Origin of the sequence: Pseudobacteroides cellulosolvens ATCC 35603 = DSM 2933 (assembly GCF_001262605.1) — a bacterium.
GTDB classification, from domain to species: Bacteria; Bacillota; Clostridia; order Acetivibrionales; family DSM-2933; genus Pseudobacteroides; species Pseudobacteroides cellulosolvens.
The window spans coordinates 2256387-2275432 of record NZ_LGTC01000001.1; the positions used below are offsets into that span (position 1 = coordinate 2256387).

Consider the following 19046-nt stretch of genomic DNA (forward strand, 5'->3'; position numbering starts at 1 on the left):
ATAAACTTAATTTAACCACTATTGATATTGCAATACAACCATTATTTTGATTTAAGGTTTGCAGGCCTCATCAAATAATTATAACAGATATTACCTGTAATTCCAATGTTTTTTATCTATCCCCAAACCTTTTTCATAATCCTAATAACAAATTTGCTGCCTCTTTTCTCCTCACTATATGCATATACATTGCCGCCCTGACCTTCGATTGCGTTTTTGGCTATGAACAGGCCAATACCGATATTTGTGGGACTGTTGCTGTTAGGACCTTTATGAAACCGATCAAATATCAGGGGAAGCTCGCTTTTACTTATCCCCTCTCCGTCATCCTCAATTCTGATTTCAACAAAAACATTGTTTTCCTCCCAACTTACTTTTACATTGCCGCCAGGCTTTACATGCTCTATGGAATTTTTAAAAATATTAGAAATTGCTTCTGCTGTCCAATTTATATCATGGCTTACAACTATATCAGAGGGCCCTTCCAGCACAATATTTAAACCCTTGGCTTCCGCCATCGTTTTCAGCCCTTCAATGCTTTGTAAAATTGTTTTCTCAATGGAAAACTCCTGCTTTTCAAAGGTTACCATTCTTCCTTCAAGCTTAGCCATCTTAAGAAGGTTCTTTACAAGCCATTCCATCCTTTCAAGCTGGTTTTTGCTTTCTTTCACGAACCTTACCGTATCATCCTTCGGAAGTTTGTCGTGATCCGAAAGTATTTCGTTAAACATTATAAGTGATGCTAATGGAGTTTTTAACTGATGGGATATGTCGGTTATTATCCTTTTTAGAAAAAGCTTCTCTTTTTGTAAAGCTTCAAGGGTCTCAGTCATTCTATGTGCCATTGTATTGAACTGGTAAACCAAAACCCCGAAATCCCCATCCTCATTTTCTCCTTCCATTTCTCCAAATCTTCCCTCTACAAGCCCTTCTGCTTCGGATGCAACTCTTCTGATTCTTTTAAATATTTTGTTATAACTATATATCATAATAATAACGATAAATACCAATAATAAAATTATGATAACAATTGCACTGAATAATAGTTTATTGTAACTTTCATTCATCAAAGTATTCTTATATGCTGCCTGTGATTCGTCATATGAGTACTTATTTAATATTTCCTTCCCATAACCATAATCTTTATTATCACCGGAAACTATTATCCTTACAATATCCTCCTCACTCCCAGGATATCTTTTGGCAACGCTTCCTACAAGCGATATATTTTGTCTTATCTGAGCATTATTCATGGAACTGATAAAGTGGTTCAGAAACCAGAGGATTGCTCCTGCAAAAACCAAAAGGATAAATATCAGCAATAACAGTGACTTGCGGACCTCATAATTTTTTAAAAGTCTCAATACCCTTTACACCTCATCCTTCCACATGTATCCAAGCCCTCTTAATGTCTCTATGTGCTTTTTACTCTCTGTCTCAATCTTTTCTCTAAGCCTTTTAACATATACATTTAAGGTATTTTGATCAATGAAGTTTCCGTCAATATCCCACAGCTTTTCAATAATCTGATTCCTTTCGAGCACTCTGCCCTTATTTTCAACCAACAGCAGCAAAAGCTTGTATTCCGCTGCTGTTAGGTTTACTTCATTTCCATCCATTAAGACCCTGCATTTTAATGGTTCAATTGTTACATTCCCGGTAACTATGGTATTTGTGAGCTCGATACTGGGTTGGTTGGATCGTCTCCTCATTACGGCTTTTATTCTTGAAATCATTTCACTAATCCTTACGGGCTTTGTGATGTAATCATCAGCCCCTATATCAAGCCCGAATACAATATTTGCCTCACCGTCTAAGGCTGTTATAAAAATGACCGGAACACTGCTCTTTGTCCTAAGTTCCATACAAAAGTCATACCCGCTTCCATCAGGCAACGAAACATCCAAAAGCACTAGTTCTACAGTATTGTTTAAAAGCTTCTGTGCTTCATTTATTGTTCCTGCGGCTATAACATTATAACCTTCCTTTTTCAGTGCATATTCCATTCCTAAAACCAAAGCCTTGTCATCTTCAACCAACATGATGTTCATAGATTTCACCTTTTCTTATTAGGGCACCATTGACCAGCTAATTATTTGTTAATACCCTTTCCAATTTTAAGGTATTCCTTTCATAAGGGTTAATCCTCTACCCTTAATGCTTCGACGATATTCATATCATTTAGCTTTCTGAGAGGAATAAGAGCAGCAATAAGCGTAATTGCAATAACACCTATAGTTCCTGTTATATAAGGCCAAACCGGCATTATATATCCTATGTATCCCAATGGATTTCGTACAATCACTCCAAATTTGGTTAGGAGAAAAGCAACCGGAATACCAATTATGCTTGCAAACACTCCAAACAATGTTCCTTCCAGCAAAACTAGCTTTATAAACTGCCGTCTTGTCATACCTATAGCTTTAAAAACAGCATACTCCCTTTTCTTTACCAGAAGATTTATTGTTACTGTATTTATTATATTGACGCACGCTATGAGTACTATAAGAGAAATAAAACCATACACCAGTACCAGCAGCTGAGTTATAAGATCATTCATTCTCTTTTCCTCTTCATAGATATCATAGTATTTCACAGCATATTCATCAGCTATTATACTTAACTTTTCAAAAACACCATCCCTGCTTTCCTTTGAATCAAACATAATACCAAGTGTATTGTACTTCATTATACCAGTCAGCCTTTTAAAGCTTTCATCCGACATTATTATACCAAATCCATTAGAAATTGGCGAGCCGTTAAGCGTCTCATAATCAATAACTTCTGAAACCTTAAATTCCATCATATCATTCTTTTCTACTGACTTTTTAATTGGTTCCTTATCCTTTTTATTTATATAATCACGGCTAAACTTGGGAAGTTTCAGTGTTTGGCCCTTTTTATACTGGGTAAATGCATCATAAAACAAGCTCCCTCCTTGTTTTCCCATAGCCTTATTGACTATAATCACCTCTTCACCGCTTTTAAATTTATCATAATCAATACTCTTTTTGCTATCCTTATTGAATAATTCCAGGGCATGCTTATCATAGCTAATAATTTGGATATTTACAAAATAATAATCCTTGTATTCCTGAATTTTCCCTTCTTTAATAAGAGAATCTATAAACTTTTTATTGACAGCCTTTTTGTCTACTACCATAGGCACTGTTACATAGTTTAGCTGGTATATATCCTTGATTCCCTTAACTTTTGCAAGCTTATCGGTAATCTCATTACCCATGCTGTAATTATCAGATGTATAAACTCCTTGGACTTTTACATTGACGCTTACTATTTTATATGACTCAATAACAATATCAATAAGATTGGAGAAAAAAATGAACATAATCAGCGAGAGGGATAGTGATATACATGTAACATAGAATCTCTTTCTGCTTCTTTTAATATTCTTGTAGGCTACCTGACCCTCAAAACCAAAGAACAGCTTTGCCAATATCCCCCTTCTGCGTTTTATCTTTTCACCCTTTATAACATTGGTTCCTTTTATTGCATCAACTGGAGAAACCCTTGATGCGGAAAACGCCGGAAGAAGGATGGAGATAAAAACTGTTGCTACACCTAAGGCCGCAGCCACTATAATCACTTTTGGATAGAAGCCTATTTGAAAGGAGCCTAAAAAACCTGACATGAAAATATCAAATACAATATACGCACCAAGATAACCGATTGCTATGCCTAAAGGGACTGCAATGCTGCTCATAATTAATGCTTCAATGACAACAAGTTTACTTATCTGACTCTTGGTTGCCCCTATGCTTCTTAAAATTCCAAAATGTTTTATCCTCTCCATAACCGAAATGCTGAAAGCATTATAAATAACTACAGCTGTACATAAAACAACAAAAGCAAATATGAAAAAGAATATTGTCCAAACATCATCATTTTTCTTTTTATCCGGTCCCTGCCCCATATAATACAATAGTCTTGAGTTTGGATCAATCTTTGTATTGGTAGTTTTTGCAATATTTTCAGCAACCTTCATTTTGTCATTTTTTTCTTTTAAGTTTGCATAATAAATATACTTATCGGAAGTATTAATGTTGTCATCAATAAAGCTTAAAGCAATATTGTTAATGGTCTTGCTTTCATAAGCACCTACTATTTTATAAACCACATCTTTTTTACTGTTGTCCATGCTGATTGTGCCTTCTAAGGTATCAGCAATTCCCTTTTCTTTTAAAACATTATAATATTTTATATCTACAATGACTTCACTGTTTTTCTCCGGCAATCTGCCTTGTGCCATTTTAATTGTGAATATGTTTTTATATGCATTAGTATCATATTCCTTAACAAATACCGTCCTTAAAGATTCAGTAAGGAGTTTGGTATTAAGCTTAATACTTCCGGCTTCTTTTGAAGTTCCGCCATTTTTCATTTCTGAATTATTGCTTATTTGTTTAAGCTTATCCCACGATAAATCATAGAAAGCTATCTCATAATTGCCAATAGTATCTTTTATATCTTGAATTTCACTTTCCTTGCCGCTAAAGTAAATTCCTCCTATGACAGTAAACATGGATATGGCTATAACTATGCCGATAAGAGTCAGGATTGTTCTTGCCTTATGTTCTTTCAGATATTTTAGTGCCAGTCCGTTATAGTTATTCATTTTCTCACCACCTCATCTGCAAATATCTTTCCGTCTATTATGCTTATTACCCTGTTTGCCTGAGAGGCGATATTCATATCGTGGGTTATTAATATAAGTGTCTGGTTGTACTTTTGTGCTGAGTATCTCATGAGTTCCAAAACTTCCTTTGAGTTTTTGGAATCAAGGTTTCCGGTGGGCTCATCTGCTAAAATAACCGCAGGCTTATTTGATAGTGCCCTTCCTATGGAAACCCTTTGCTGCTGTCCTCCTGAAAGCTGGGACGGCAGGTGATTTCTTCTATCCTTTAGACTTAGAATTTCCAAGAGCTCATCAATATAATTCTTGTCCTGCTTCCTGTTGTCTAAAAGCAGCGGCATTAGTATATTCTCTTCAGCTGTAAGCACAGGTATAAGGTTGTATGACTGAAAAACAAATCCAACCTTTCTTCTTCTCAATATTGAAAGCTGCTTTTCCTTAAGCCCGTATATGTCTACTCCCTCTATAAATACCTTTCCTGAGGTAGGTTTATCCACTCCGCCAATAAGGTGCAGCAGCGTACTCTTTCCCGAACCGCTTGGACCCACTATAGCTACAAACTCGCCTTTTTCCACTGTAAAGTTAAGATTTTCTATGGCAACAACCTCATTATCACCTTTTCCATATGTCTTAGTTAGATTTTCAACTTTTAGTATTTCCATTTTCAGCTACTCCTTTAAATTGATATTGATTTTATAACTTTATTTTAAATGTGCAATATTACATAGCGATTAAAAACAAAATTACAATTTTGTAATTTTGAAATCATCAAGTTTATAAAATTTTTAAAATTATTTATAAACCTTTTAAAATTCCTTTATATGGGTTTTAAAAACTGCCTTCATAATGAACACATAAAATCAAAAGGAGGCATACAGCAATGAATAAAGTAAAATTATTGTACGACATTGTTAAAACAATGAAAGAAAAGGACGTTTTTCAAGGGCAGCTTGAGGTTGCAGTCAATAAAGGCAGTGAGGCTATTTTCAAAATGAATAACGAGTTTTATAAAAACTTATCTAGCGGCCAGTCTAAAATAAAACTAAATACCGAAGCTTTACATGATGGCAAAAAAGTAAAGCACCAGAGTGAAACTGAGTTTACTGGTGATTGCTGCGAAAAACATCAGGCGTTTTTTAAGCATATTCACCAACTACACCATGAGAAATGTGCAAATGGAGAATTCGCAAAGCAATGCGGTATTAAGTGGAAGCTCAGTAAACTTGCAAGCATACTGGGCATATTACATAATCTTAAAGTCTCGGAATCGGAAAAAGGATATCAGATATCATTAAATAAAGATGACATACCTCAAGATATGAAAACATGCCTGCACGAAAAATTGTCTCAGAAAATGATGGAAAAGCACAACCAATGCTGTAGTAAATTAGATGGACTGGAGTTTACCGATATGAATCTCGTTATAACAATAAGCAAAAGCAATGACATTGAAAACATACAGCTAAGTGTAAAAGGAGAATGCAGCTGCAATGAATCAGGAGAGCAAAATGTAGATATAGATGCTAACATAAGCTTTATATGGTAGTTTTTAATAACAATCCCCCTTTATGAATGCTGTATTTATATGCAGCATTCATTCCCATGTCTGCAGTAAAAATATCATTTCTATTTTTTCCATGTATGGTATAATCAATAAAAGCAATTATCTTTTACAAAAACTAATTTGTAATTGTATTTGTTGTGATAATTAAAATGTAAAATGCTTATTGCAAAACATATAGGTGGAAGCTATGTACAAGTACTTTAAATTCTTTTGCCGTAAAAGAAGGCATATTGTATGCACCAATGATGAAGAATTGAAAGATTGCGTAATAGAAAAAGAAAAGGAAATAAGAAAATATTATAAAAAGCATTTTCACGAGTTCCAGCGACTCCATAGATTTTTGATTTACTTTAAGCCTGGAATATTTGTACTTAATCTGTTTGTTATATACCTGCTTTTTAAGTGGATAGGAATGCAATCGGTGGGGTTGTTTTTAGTAATTCTTCTGTTGATAAAAGAAGTAGGTCAATTCATATTCCTACACCGCCTGGAAAAAAGAATCCTAAATCCCATTGTTGAGCTAAAAAGCGGGGTTGATGAGATAGCTAACGGTAACTATAATGTTCATGTTGAGTGCAGTGTGCAAAACGAAATAGGTACACTTGTGGAATCCTTTAACGATATGGCAAAAAAGCTCTATGAAGGAGAAAAGCTAAAAAACGAATATGAGGAAAACAGAAAGATGCTAATAGCCAATATCTCCCACGACCTTAAAACCCCCATAACATCTATTCAGGGTTATATTGAAGCTCTTCAGGACTCATCATCTGTACCTCCTGAAAGCTTGGGGAAATACTTACAGGTAATTTATAGAAATACCGCTTACATGAACAATCTTATTGATGATCTCTTTTTATTTTCAAAGCTGGATCTTCATAAACTTGAGTTTAATTTTCAAAAGGTGCGAATTAAAAGATTTATGGCTGATTTAATGGAAGAATTCAAGTTTGATCTTGAAGAAAAACATGTAGACTTTAAATACAAAGATAATGTTAAGGAAGATATACAAATAGATGTTGATGGTAAGAGACTTAACCAGGCCTTTGGAAACATTATAGGAAATGCCGTTAAATACAGTGATACCAACCACTTGACACTTGATGTAGTTATGGATCACATAGACAGCATTATAAAGATAAGTATAACCGATAACGGCCCCGGTATCCCGGAAGATAAGCTTCCCTTCATCTTTAACCGTTTTTACCGAATTGACCATGAGAGAACAAAGGATCTTGTCAGTACAGGTCTTGGACTGGCCATAGCAAAAGAGCTGATTGAAGCACATAACGGAACTATAGATGTATGGAGTACCGGAGAAGTAGGAACGACATTTATAATAACATTTGGTGCAAGGAGCCATACATGAAAAAAATACTTATTATTGAAGATGATATTAATATAGCTGAACTTGAAAGAGATTATCTGCAGCTAAATGGATATAGAGCCCAGATCACCGTTAATGGCACTGAAGGTCTTAACTGGGCTCTAACCGGTGGCTTTGATGTGGTAATTGTAGATTTGATGCTGCCTGGAAAAGATGGGTTGGAAATTATCAGGGAAGTACGAAAGAAATTTGAGATTCCCATCATTGTAGTATCAGCCAAAAGTGAAGATATAGACAAAATAAGGGGTCTGGACTGTGGTGCTGACGATTACCTTACAAAACCTTTCAGTCCTGCTGAATTGATGGCAAGGATAAAATGTCATTTAAGAAGGTATGAGAGACTTAAAGGTTCACATACCCCCTATGAAATAATCGGCTGTAAGGGGCTGGAGATAAATACGGCTTCCCATAAAGTTTTCGTCAATGGAAAAGAAATAAACATGACAACTAAAGAATATGAACTCCTGCTTTTTTTAGCATCAAATCCAAATATGGTCTTTACAAAGGAGCAGCTATTTGACAGGATATGGGGAGAGGATTATATCGGTGAAACCGCCACAGTACCTGTTCATATTCAGAAGATCAGAAAAAAGGTAGAAAAGAATCCTTCCGATCCACAATGGATTGAAACCCTCTGGGGAACCGGATATAGATTCAATTCCAAATAAAGATCTATTGTATTACAACCCTTGTCCCATTTTTTACATACTTGTATATTTCTTCAACATCCTGATTATACATTCCTATACATCCTGCCGTCCAATCCCTTGGATAATCCGGTCTTGCACCACCATGAATCCCAATATAACTTCCAAGCTTAGTGGTCTGCGGAGGCATAGTTTTGTCCTGATAGCTTTCTTTGATCATGTTATATACTTCTTTATTAATCATCTCTTTCTTAAGACCTTCCTCCGCTGCTTCCAAGCCCGGATAGCTCAGCATCATCCACCTGCTTCCAAGGTAAGTCTTAGGCGGGTTATATACTTCCTTCTGGCATATAAAGAAATTGCCCACTGGTGTTTTATAATCCCCTTCCTTCTCCTTTTTCCCTTCTTCCGACTTTTTACCAGCCGAAATTACGTATTGTTTTATTATTTCTTCATTGTATTTAAAGAACAGTGTCCTTTTATCAAGATCAATAAATATATTAAAGCTATCTTTATTATCAATATTTTTATCCTTCAAAAGCTCATCCAGCGGTATATCCGGCTTAACACTACGCAAATGCACCCTATTAGACGGTTCCTCATTGTTTTTCCATTCGTTGTCCGGCTTTACAAAAACCAATTCTACCTTATTCTTTGCATAAGCACTCGCATCCTGTACCCCTCTAGCCACATTCTTTAAATTTAGCATGCCAATTATAATTACAGGAATCAAAACCAATACAGCAATATAACCTTTCCTCATAGTTTCACCTACCTATCCAATAAAAAACTTTTTATATTTGATACAATTTCTCTAGAGTAATAATAAGGCTTTAGGTGGTCTACAGTTTTGGACGGAGCACCATGTGCTTCAAAACCAAGCCTTTTGGATAACCAAAGAGATCTATATACATGGAAGTCACTGGTAACAACTACTGCATCCTTAAATCCATTCTTATCCATTATCGCCTTGGAAAGCTTCAGGTTTTCATAAGTGCTGGTAGACTTGTCCTCCTCATAGATTACACTTTCACTAACACCATTTTTTACAAACCACTTTTTCATGGCTTTAGCTTCAGTTATTATCTCATCAGGACCCTGGCCGCCGCTTACAATGATATGCTTTGATATACCTTTTCTATAAAGCTTTAAGGCATTCTGAAGCCTGTATTCCAGCATCTCGCTGGGACCCTCCCCCCATATCTGACATCCTAATACTATCATAACATCTGTATTTTGAGGCTTGGTATTTTTTGCTCCATTAAATATAAGCAGAAATAGTATTATAGACGGAACCAATATTATTGTTATTACAGCAACAAGTATATTTCTTATCACCCTAAGAATCGAACGTTTATCCTTTTTAGTTCCATGTTCACGTTTTTTTCGAACTGCTCTTAATAACATCCTGTGTTACCTCCCTCATAAGCCTTACAAGCTGTGATGCTGTATTCTGTCTTTCCGGCTCAATGTTTTGTGAATTGGCTGTAACTTTACCGGAAGTGATATTGAGACTTATTAAATAAACCCTCTTATCCTTATATACCTCATTTCCATTTGTCGTAAAAGCAAGCTTGTCATTGCTTTGAGCCCAAGATATACTCCCATCAAGGTTCATTCCCTGGGTCAGCTGCTCTTTATTTGTCCCGTCAGCCTTTACGATATTCATATCATTTTTGCTATTTTCTCCACCTGAATATGCTATCCACGTTCCATCAAAGGACCAGGAAACTCCGGAAATATCCTCCTGGTTATCCAGCTCTTTCTTCTCATTGCCCAAGATATCTGAAACAACTAATTTTTTCCCTTTATTATCACCGATTTCATTCTTTACATAAGCTATACTGCTTCCTGCCGGGTGTAGTTCAAACAAACCTACATCGGTATCTATTTGAATAAATTCCTTCTTAAAAAGATCAAGTATATAGAGATCATCTCTGTTTTCTTTGACGGATGTGCCTAGGAATATATACCTGCACCTATCAAAATCCAGAACAGCATTTTTTATTCCCTTAATATCGGGAGCCTTTATATTTCTAAAGTCCGGCTCTTGCTGTTTTCTTATATCTCCTGTCTTTTTCAGCTGTATTCCGGAAGTACCGGTATAACTCATTAAACCATAAATCTTTGATCCTAAATATCTGTTCATATATATTACAGGATTTGTCACCAACACCTCATGATCACCATAAAACCAATAGTCAGGTACACCCGATATGGGAAAAACATTTTTAACCTGGGGATTTACCGGAGGCAGAGTCGAAATACTGTTCTTTTCAATATCCACAAGTGTTTTATCATAAATAGCATATTTAAAATCTTTTGAAATATTTAATTTGAAATTATCTTTATAAGATGAAGAAAAAACTAGCTTTTTCTCCTTTGTTCTGACATCCATACTATAAAACTCTGTTCCGCTGCTATTTTTATCAGCTCTTATCAAAAGCTTTTCACCTGCAAAACCTTCAACATCCCCCTTACACAGCTCACTCAACCCTATTAAAAGACTGTTATTTGAAATACCAGGGCCTTTTATGACTGTCACCTTATCTGAAGAACTGCATCCTGACAGCATTATAATCGAAATACCTGTTACAATAGCTGATAATCTTATATTCAAGTTTATGCCTCTCCTTATTCTTAATAAACTCTCAAAACCTATAAACATTTTTATCATACTTATATAAAAGTGATTAACCTTTTAATGTAATAATAATACATCATAGTTATTATAATAGGGTAAACCCGATGTAACAAAATTGTAAAAAAATCAAATTTACCACAGTTACAACAACATTATCACTTGGGATTCTGCTTCCTTACATTAACAAAAAGGCCGGAAATCTCCGACCTTTTATATAATCTGTAATCTGATAAATTTATTACATTATTGTCATTTACATTTCGCTCATATGTTGACTTAACTCATCAACACTCGCGTAGAAAGCTGAAGAAATTTCTCATTCATGCCTTAACCAATTGCTTTATTGAAGTTTGATGCTATAGCAATAACATCTGACATATTAATTGCTCCATCACTGTTAAGGTCATATGCTGCTTTGTATTTACCATCCCCCGCTACAGAATTGAATGTCTGTGCCATAAGAATAACATCTGCCATATTAATTACCCTGTCACCGTTCAAATCCGGTGTTTTAGAAGACGGTACCGGTGTTGGAGTTGGTTTTTGTGTTGGTGTTGCCACTGTGCCGAAATCTACCAACTTTATAGTATCAAACAAGCCGGCATTTTTCCATGCAACATTTTTGTCTGTACCAGGTATGTCAAAAGAACCGATAAAGCTTTCACGTGTCATTTGATTATCATTGTCATTATATGATACACCAAAACCCATGATTTTGTCCTTCGTCAGTGTAACAGGTACATTTGATGTACTCTTCTCATTATATTTGTCATCAAATACCTTCATTTCTATCTCCCAAGTATATACGTTTCCATTTTTGGTACGCAAAACTTTTGCATGATCATTGTAAAGGCTTTGGGTTCCTGAAGTATTATTATCTATGATATCATAGTCCAACTCAATATGATATGCAAATGCATTATAATTGTTCTGATGTTCTCCTCCGGAATGATTTTCATCTATGAATAATTCCACGCAGTCATTATCATAGTAATTCTTAAACTGAGTAGTATTTGGTGCGGACAGTTTATCATCAGTTATTTCAACCAGATAATACAGCCTCTCCGGAGTCCATACTAATTTGAAACGCCCGGTGAAATCATTGGGTGATGGAGTTGCTCCAAGCCATACATACTTTATATCCTTCCACTGTGCCTGCTGCCAGCAGCTTTCATTTCCTAAACCGTCTATTACTGGTGCCTGTGACGCTCTTGGAGCACTATAGCCTACACTAGGGTCATTGGTAGGAGTTGCAGGTGCAATAGGCGTAATGCCAGGGCTGGAAGTGCCATTGGCTGCAAACTGAGCTGTCTTGGTTGTACGGTTTAAGTAACGGTCATATGCTTCCACAGTTAATTGATGGGTTCCACTTAATCCTGCAATATCTACATTGATGTTACTAGTACCGGTTGTCGATGAAGGATCATATAATTTTCCGTCTATATAAACCAGTTCTTTTACCGTTTCGCTGTCTGTAGTTAACTGTATATTCAGATTGTTGCCGTCTGCCCGTGCTGAACTTATAGTTAGCTGTGGTGCTGTTTTATCTGTAATTTTAGTTACCCCCATAGTTGTAGTTCCTGCCAAATATTTTCTTACTTCATCAACCTTTTTACCTTTTAAATTTATGCAAGTTGGATCAATGTTACCCAGTTTACTTGTATTAAGATAACGCAGATAACCTATAGACTCGGGATCGTAACCTACAGTAAGTGTTGCAATACTGTCAACAGCTACAGCATCCTTACCTGCAAGTATAACCCTCATGTTCATCTGATTACCGTTAGCACCTGCAGCGTAGAACGGGAAGGGACCATTTTGGTAGCCCTGTAGTCCATCCATAATTACCAGGTCTACAGGACGGCACTTATAAAAGTCATGTATCCATTTATGAAGGTCGTCAGTATCATGATTAACCATATCATTACGTGCAGGATCTCTTGATGATCTTCCATATATATTACCTGGTGTTGCACCTATGCCGACATTCTTAATAGCACCTGTAAAACCGGCATTCCAGTGGGTTTTCATTGTAGGCAGGCTTATAACTACATCTGCTTCCTTATACTTTCTGTTAAGGTAGTACTCATTATGTAAAAGTCCATCAGGAAGATTTACCACAGACACTCCTGATGAATTTTTATCCTGCCATGTACCGCTGTCTTTTTCTATTGGTAAGAATCCATCAACACCTGGAATATTTGCAGGTGTATACTTATAATAATTAAATATGGTAGCGGTATCGGTAATAGCCCCTTCCATAACATATACTTTTCCGGTCGGATTAACACTGCGTACCAGTTCAACTGTCGCTTTTGTTATACGCCAATCTGTTGTCACGCCATTTGCCTCGGTAGCCAAACCGTTTGTTACTATAAGGTTGGGCTTTAGTACAACTGTATCTCCATCCTTTACAACACTGTCAATCCCTCCAACTGCTGAAACAGCATCTGTAACCATCTGCTTTATTTCGTTGTAATCTATTTGCTTTACATCGGTTTTTGTTGATTGTATCATTGCAACATCCGATTTGGGCAACTTTACAGAAGTAAAAGCAGCTGTAGTATCATTAACTGGTATTATCTGAAAATTCCATAGTACTGCAGCTATAAAAGCAACTGCACCAGTACCGATCATAACATAACGTGATCCTGCAAATCTTTTATTAAGTTTCTTGAAAATTGCAATTCCACCTAAAATACCTGTTAGCCAAATAACAAAAGAAGATGCTATAGGGAAAGCAGCCCTCTGACAAGGATAAGTTGCCCTACTTGGCTTTGGAATAACACGTATAAAAAACCAAATTAGTGCAATAAGTCCCATAATTGGATATAGCAACTTTCTAAAGCTAAAACGCTTCTTTTTTGCCCTCCCACAGGTGCAAGACATTTCATTTGTCTTTTCATTAAAATGATCTGACATTTTTTCTTCCCCCTAATATAAATTTTTATTAATTAAAAATCTTAATTTTAAATTTGGCTTAGAACTAGATAAATAGAATCATTACACAGCTAAGCATAAGAAAATATTAAAGTAATTGATTCTTTAGTCATGTTCAAAAAATAACTTTCGCTGTAAATTTCGCTCATGTTTTGGCTTAACTCGTCAACACTCCACTTAGAAAGCGGAAGTAATTTTTCATACATGCCTTAATATAAATTACAAATATGTAGAAGTTTTTTAGTCAGTTATATCCATTTTGAACCTTGTAATTAAATTATATCAGAAATATGATTTTTCCAACATCATATTTCTGTATTCTGCTCACTTTAACCGACATTATCACTTCTTTTAGTTTGGCTGAGCTTTTTGGGCCAAACTTACCTTTGACCCTAGCAGTGATCTGATTTCCCATACAGGAATGTGGAGTCTCACCTGCCAGTTTGTCAGGATAGGAGCTGGGATAGTTTGAGGCATACTTTCCACAGGGTTCAATCAAAGGAACCATTGATATTTGATTACTGTTTGGATCTAGAGGGTAACCTGTCATATTTCCTACTGAAAGCATGATGTTATTGTAAGGTTGTTTGGTGGTCTTTACAGGCTTACCCTGTTCACCAACAGCAAGACTTTGCCCTGCACCTATAATTCCAGACCAGTCCTATGGAATATCCAGCCCGTTAGTTGGTGTGGGGTAGGCTTGCTGGTTGGGGTTACAGTGGATGTACCGGTGCTTTGAACTAACTTGTTAAAATTCGATGCAATTGCTATTACGTCTGCCATATTTATCGCTCCATCTCCATTAAGATCATATGCAGGTATATATTTCGAATTCTCAGATGTTGTATTAAAGACCATAGCGATGAGTATTACATCAGCCATATTTATCGCTCCGTCTCCGTTCAGGTCCGGCCCCTTTGACGGTAAACCATTATCTATGTAAGGCAGAACAGAAAGACTGAAATCCACCCACATTATGCCGATTTCCTGGTCTTTGTTTGATTGAGCAGCCAATGCATCACCCATTGTCTTGGGTGCATCATCATATTTTCCCCACCATGCTTTATCACTGGGATATCCAATTTGATAAATAACCGGATTTGGATAGAATCTATCTGCTACTTCCTTATGCTCTTCCAAAAATACGTCCAGGCTGCCGTTTTGTTCATCATCACAGCAGAATACAATATCGCCGCGATATGAAGGCGGCAAATATTTCGGATCATAATGCTTCAGTAAAAGAGTAAAGTTGTTATCATATGATTTGACCAGGTCCTCCCAATTTTTTGCTTCTGAATCGGTAACATAGGCATTATCCCCTTCATCGGAAGCTTTTCTATACCATTCTACATCAATAGCCAAACCTAGAACACTCTTATGATGACCCAGCTTTTTAAGAACTGCATTTATTTGATCAGGTACATTTGCAAAACCTGGCTCTATCTGGAGCCATACTTTTATTCCATGGGTATCGAAATAGGTCAGGCATGCTTCATGGTTTACTCCATTGTATTGATTGGGGTCAAATTCGATTTTTGAATCATATGTACCGCCTGGTGAAGTAAATTGTAATGTTGTACCCTTTGTACCGTAATCAACCTCTCCAACAAGCCAAATTGCAGAAGGAACTGCCCCTTGCCACCTTGATACCATTGAATTCATGGCCTTCGACCATCCTGCCGGATCTGGAAACTGGCTAATATCTGCCATTTTGACTCCGTATGCCGATTCTCTTACACCAGCCCATTTTACTTTGTGCGGTGCTGCACCTATACCTTGAGAGACTGTAATAAAGGAAAAGGTAAGAGCTATTAATAAAAATATCGAAAAAATTTTCTTTTTAGTTAAAACCATATATGCCTCCTTTGTAAATTTATAGATCTGTATAAGTTATATTATACTAAAAAGCAAATGCATTCAATTGTAATATTTTGTATTGATAAACTCTACTAAAAAACAATACCTAAGAATAGCAATTAGGCCTTTACAAGAATAATTTTCCGCCATATAATCATTATAGAACACATGTTCGCAATGAATGGTGGAATCGTATGGAAAGAATAATACTTCATTCTGACCTCAATAGCTTTTATGCCAGTATTGAATGCTTACATAGTCCTGAAATAAGGGATAAACCGGTTGCAGTTGGGGGCTCCGTTGAGCAAAGACATGGCATTATATTAACAAAGAATATTTTAGCGAAAAAACATGGGGTTAAGACTGGTGAAGCTATCTGGCAAGCAAAACAGAAGTGTCCAGATTTAGTTGTGCTACCTCCAAATTACAGGCTTTACTTGTATTTTAGCAAAGAGGCAAGAAACATATACAGTTATTACACAAACCTTGTTGAGTCATTCGGCGTTGATGAATGTTGGCTCGATGTAACGGAATCATCAAAATTGTTTGGTTCAGGAGAGAAAATTGCAGATGAGATCCGAGAACGAATGAAAAATGAATTAGGTATAACATGCAGTATTGGCGTTTCATACAATAAGATTTTTGCAAAGCTGGGTAGCGATATGAAAAAGCCAGATGCAACTACTGTTATTACTTATGATAACTTCAAAAAGAAGGTTTGGCCACTACCGGTGTCAGATTTACTCTATGTTGGGAGGTCCACAAATAAAAAGCTTACGAATATAGGAGTTTATACAATAGGTGATCTTGCAAACTTGAATATAGGCTTTCTTAAAAAGTACTTAGGTAAATGGGGCGAGTATCTCTGGACATTTGCTAATGGTTTTGACGAGGCACCTGTTGCAAAGTCAGATTTTGATTCAGTCATTAAGGGCATAGGCAATAGCATGACAACACCCCGTGACCTTGTAAATAATGAAGATGTAAAAATACTTTTATATGTATTATCTGAAAGCGTGGCAGAACGGTTGAGAAGGCATAATTTTAGAAGCAGAACTATTCAAATTTATATACGTGATAAAGAACTGCAGAGTTTTGAGAGACAAGCGAAGTTATCAGACTGTAGTTGCATCGCAAATGTTATAGCGGAAAAGGCTTATGAAATATTCCTTAAAAACTATACTTGGGAAAAGCCCATCCGCAGCATTGGAGTGAGAGCCACTGATCTTGTTACTGCTGATACTAATGTACAGCTAAGTATTTTTAATGATGAAAAACAGAAGAAAAAGAAAGAGCAGTTGGAATACAGCATTGATGAAATAAGAAAAAGGTTTGGCCATTATTCTGTGCAAAGGGCTCTCTTGCTTAAGGATAAAGCCTTGAATGCCAATCCAATAGAAGATAATGTTATTTTTCCAGTATCATACTTTAAGTAGGTGCTTCATATGAAGAAAATAAGTGCCGAGGTAATTGCTCATTTTAATCTGGATGGGGAAATTATACCTCTTAAAATAAAAATGAATATTGATGGTGAAGAGAAGGCATATAGTGTAGATAGGCCAAGCATGTCGTTGGGATCATAGTTAAAAACCTTTCCAACCCCATTAGATGTAAAGCTTATCAGTCTTTTACTCATAAGGAAGAATAATGCTTACCGTTGTACCTTCACCCTCTATGCTGTCTATAATTATCTCTCCATTATGTTTTTCCACTATCTCCCTTGTAATAGAAAGTCCCAGTCCATTTCCGCCTATCTCTCTAGATCTGGCTTTATCTACTCTGTAAAAAGGCTCGAATATTTTCTCTATCAAGTCTCTTGGTATCCCACAGCCTTTGTCCTCTATATCCAATTGTACATTTCCTTCATTATCATATAGCTTCACAGATATTTTTCCTTCTTTGGAGTGCTTTATCGCATTATCCAAAATATTAACAATAGCCTGTTTTACTCTTATTGGGTCTACCATTATAGGTTCTAAATGGGGCAGGTATGTTTCAATTTCAATGTTGAACTTTTTTGCCTTCAAAGCCATTTGACCAACTGTATCTTTAATAAGTCCCGTTATATCTATGCTTCTTTTTTCTATTTCAAACTCGAATTTCTTAAGGCTGGATAAATCAATGAGATCATCAACCAACCTTTTAAGCCGTTCCGCTGAGCTTTCCAAATACGCAATTGATGTATCAAATATCTTTTTGTCTTTTCCCTGTTCCTTTAATAAATCAACATAACCCAATATTGTTGTAAGGGGAGTTTTAAGTTCGTGTGAAACATTAGTTATAAAGTTTTTTTGCTTTTCCTGTAAGTTTCTTAGCTCTGTTATATCGTTAATAATTAAAACCACTCCATCTTTTAGCTCATCATGGTTTAAAAGTGTGGCACATACAAGAAGGTTTCTTTTATTAAAATTTATCTCAACTACCAGTCTCTGTCTACTCTTCCTTACTTGTTTAACTATTCCACATGTCCAATCTTCCTGTTCTTCCATAAAGAGATTTCTGGATATTGCATTATTGGCTATAATTTCATTATCCCCATTATAGGCCACAACACCCTCACCCATACTTTCCAATACGGCACCAAGTTTAGCCTTCTCAAAATCTATGGAATTTATTTTATTGGCAACCTCATCCATCATCAAATTAAAAGTATTGGCAAGACTCCCCAGTTCATCCCCTGTTTTTATGTGAATTTTTTTAGAATAATCTCCCTTGGATATATTCATGGCAGAACGGTTTAATACCTTCAGGGGCTTTGTGATTGTCCCCGATAGAATTATGCTGACAATAAGTATAATTATTGTTCCTGCCAGAAAAGCTATCAGGACCAGAATTGATATATTTCTTTTATTTTTTTCAATGTCGGAAAGGGAATTAACAAATAACACTCCGCCAATTATCTTGCCGGAATGCATAATTGGAAATGCGAAGAAAAGCTTTTGCTCTCCATCCATCTCACGCTGACTGTATGCCCTGTTACCGGCCTCCTTAAAGGCTTCTTCCAATTCAGCCAAACTAAAGGCCTCATTTTTGGAATTCTCCGAATCTGCTAAAAGCTTTTTCTGTGATGAAAAGATCACTACCCTAATGCCAGATTCCTTTGATAGCCTTGACGCAAAGTCACCTGCCCTCAGGTTAAATTTTCCTTCCACATTATCAGCATCTGAATCCATTAAAAGACTCTGCTTAATAGTTCTCACAGATATCTCTGACTGGTTAACCAGATTATTAATAAGCATTTCCCTGTTAACCCTGTCCACCCCCTCTATCAGGACCAAGGCTACAATAAGAAATGTCAAAAACAGAACAATCACATTAGTAAATAAAATTTTATATCTAAGTCCAATCTTCACTAA

16 protein-coding genes are annotated in these 19046 nt (G+C 36.1%); 5 read left to right on the forward strand and 11 right to left on the reverse strand.

The annotated features are described in order from the left end of the window. Window positions 1-116 precede the first annotated feature (116 nt). The 4 genes from Bccel_RS09105 to Bccel_RS09120 form a co-directional block, all read right to left on the reverse strand. Complete coding sequence (locus Bccel_RS09105) at window positions 117-1364, reverse strand: sensor histidine kinase (protein ID WP_036938113.1); 1248 nt, start codon at window positions 1362-1364, stop codon at window positions 117-119. 6 nt (window positions 1365-1370) lie between these two features. Further along, complete coding sequence (locus tag Bccel_RS09110; RefSeq protein WP_036938116.1) at window positions 1371-2051, reverse strand: response regulator transcription factor; 681 nt, start codon at window positions 2049-2051, stop codon at window positions 1371-1373. An 89-nt stretch (window positions 2052-2140) separates the two neighbouring features. After that, on the reverse strand, window positions 2141-4636 hold the full coding sequence (locus Bccel_RS09115) for an ABC transporter permease (protein WP_036938119.1): 2496 nt from the start codon (window positions 4634-4636) through the stop codon (window positions 2141-2143). Beyond that, window positions 4633-5316: an ABC transporter ATP-binding protein gene (locus Bccel_RS09120; RefSeq protein ID WP_036938123.1), complete on the reverse strand. Its 684-nt coding sequence runs from the start codon at window positions 5314-5316 to the stop codon at window positions 4633-4635. Before Bccel_RS09120 ends, Bccel_RS09115 begins: the two co-directional genes overlap by 4 nt. Window positions 5317-5534: 218 nt before the next feature. Between Bccel_RS09120 and Bccel_RS09125 the strand changes: the two genes are divergently transcribed. From Bccel_RS09125 to Bccel_RS09135, 3 genes are all read left to right on the forward strand, one after another. Beyond that, entirely contained in the window at window positions 5535-6200 is a 666-nt protein-coding gene (locus Bccel_RS09125; RefSeq protein ID WP_050753310.1) for a hypothetical protein, read from the forward strand. Between the two features lie 205 nt (window positions 6201-6405). Beyond that, complete coding sequence (locus Bccel_RS09130; protein WP_242853068.1) at window positions 6406-7584, forward strand: HAMP domain-containing sensor histidine kinase; 1179 nt, start codon at window positions 6406-6408, stop codon at window positions 7582-7584. After that, a complete protein-coding gene (locus Bccel_RS09135; RefSeq protein WP_036938124.1) occupies window positions 7581-8270 on the forward strand; it encodes a response regulator transcription factor in 690 nt (229 codons plus the stop codon). The genes Bccel_RS09130 and Bccel_RS09135 overlap by 4 nt, the downstream gene beginning before the upstream one ends. A 4-nt stretch (window positions 8271-8274) precedes the next feature. Here Bccel_RS09135 and Bccel_RS09140 read toward each other — a convergent pair whose 3' ends face one another. The 6 genes from Bccel_RS09140 to Bccel_RS09165 form a co-directional block, all read right to left on the reverse strand. Further along, a complete protein-coding gene (locus Bccel_RS09140; protein ID WP_050753311.1) occupies window positions 8275-9012 on the reverse strand; it encodes a L,D-transpeptidase in 738 nt (245 codons plus the stop codon). Window positions 9013-9020: 8 nt separating this feature from the next. Continuing rightward, the gene (locus Bccel_RS09145; RefSeq protein ID WP_050753312.1) at window positions 9021-9656 is read right to left on the reverse strand and encodes a YdcF family protein; all 636 of its coding nucleotides are present in this window, start codon (window positions 9654-9656) and stop codon (window positions 9021-9023) included. Next, window positions 9625-10869: a TolB family protein gene (locus Bccel_RS09150; RefSeq protein ID WP_036938127.1), complete on the reverse strand. Its 1245-nt coding sequence runs from the start codon at window positions 10867-10869 to the stop codon at window positions 9625-9627. The genes Bccel_RS09145 and Bccel_RS09150 overlap by 32 nt, the downstream gene beginning before the upstream one ends. 351 nt (window positions 10870-11220) lie before the next feature. Further along, a complete protein-coding gene (locus tag Bccel_RS09155; RefSeq protein ID WP_050753313.1) occupies window positions 11221-13815 on the reverse strand; it encodes a sugar-binding protein in 2595 nt (864 codons plus the stop codon). 295 nt (window positions 13816-14110) lie between these two features. Beyond that, the gene (locus tag Bccel_RS09160; protein WP_036938128.1) at window positions 14111-14383 is read right to left on the reverse strand and encodes a hypothetical protein; all 273 of its coding nucleotides are present in this window, start codon (window positions 14381-14383) and stop codon (window positions 14111-14113) included. Window positions 14384-14475: 92 nt separating this feature from the next. Further along, window positions 14476-15687 (reverse strand): dockerin type I domain-containing protein, encoded by a 1212-nt coding sequence (locus Bccel_RS09165; protein WP_036938130.1) that lies wholly within the window; start codon window positions 15685-15687, stop codon window positions 14476-14478. A 197-nt stretch (window positions 15688-15884) separates the two neighbouring features. Between Bccel_RS09165 and dinB the strand changes: the two genes are divergently transcribed. Both dinB and Bccel_RS30200 read left to right on the forward strand, forming a co-directional pair. Continuing rightward, complete coding sequence (gene dinB / locus Bccel_RS09170; RefSeq protein WP_036938132.1) at window positions 15885-17126, forward strand: DNA polymerase IV; 1242 nt, start codon at window positions 15885-15887, stop codon at window positions 17124-17126. Window positions 17127-17135: 9 nt separating this feature from the next. After that, window positions 17136-17273, forward strand: a complete 138-nt coding sequence (locus tag Bccel_RS30200) for a hypothetical protein (RefSeq protein WP_154673438.1) — start codon at window positions 17136-17138, stop codon at window positions 17271-17273. A gap of 45 nt (window positions 17274-17318) precedes the next feature. Here the strand turns inward: Bccel_RS30200 and Bccel_RS09175 are convergent, their stop codons facing one another. Beyond that, on the reverse strand, window positions 17319-19043 hold the full coding sequence (locus tag Bccel_RS09175) for an ATP-binding protein (RefSeq protein WP_036938134.1): 1725 nt from the start codon (window positions 19041-19043) through the stop codon (window positions 17319-17321). Window positions 19044-19046: the final 3 nt, after the last annotated feature.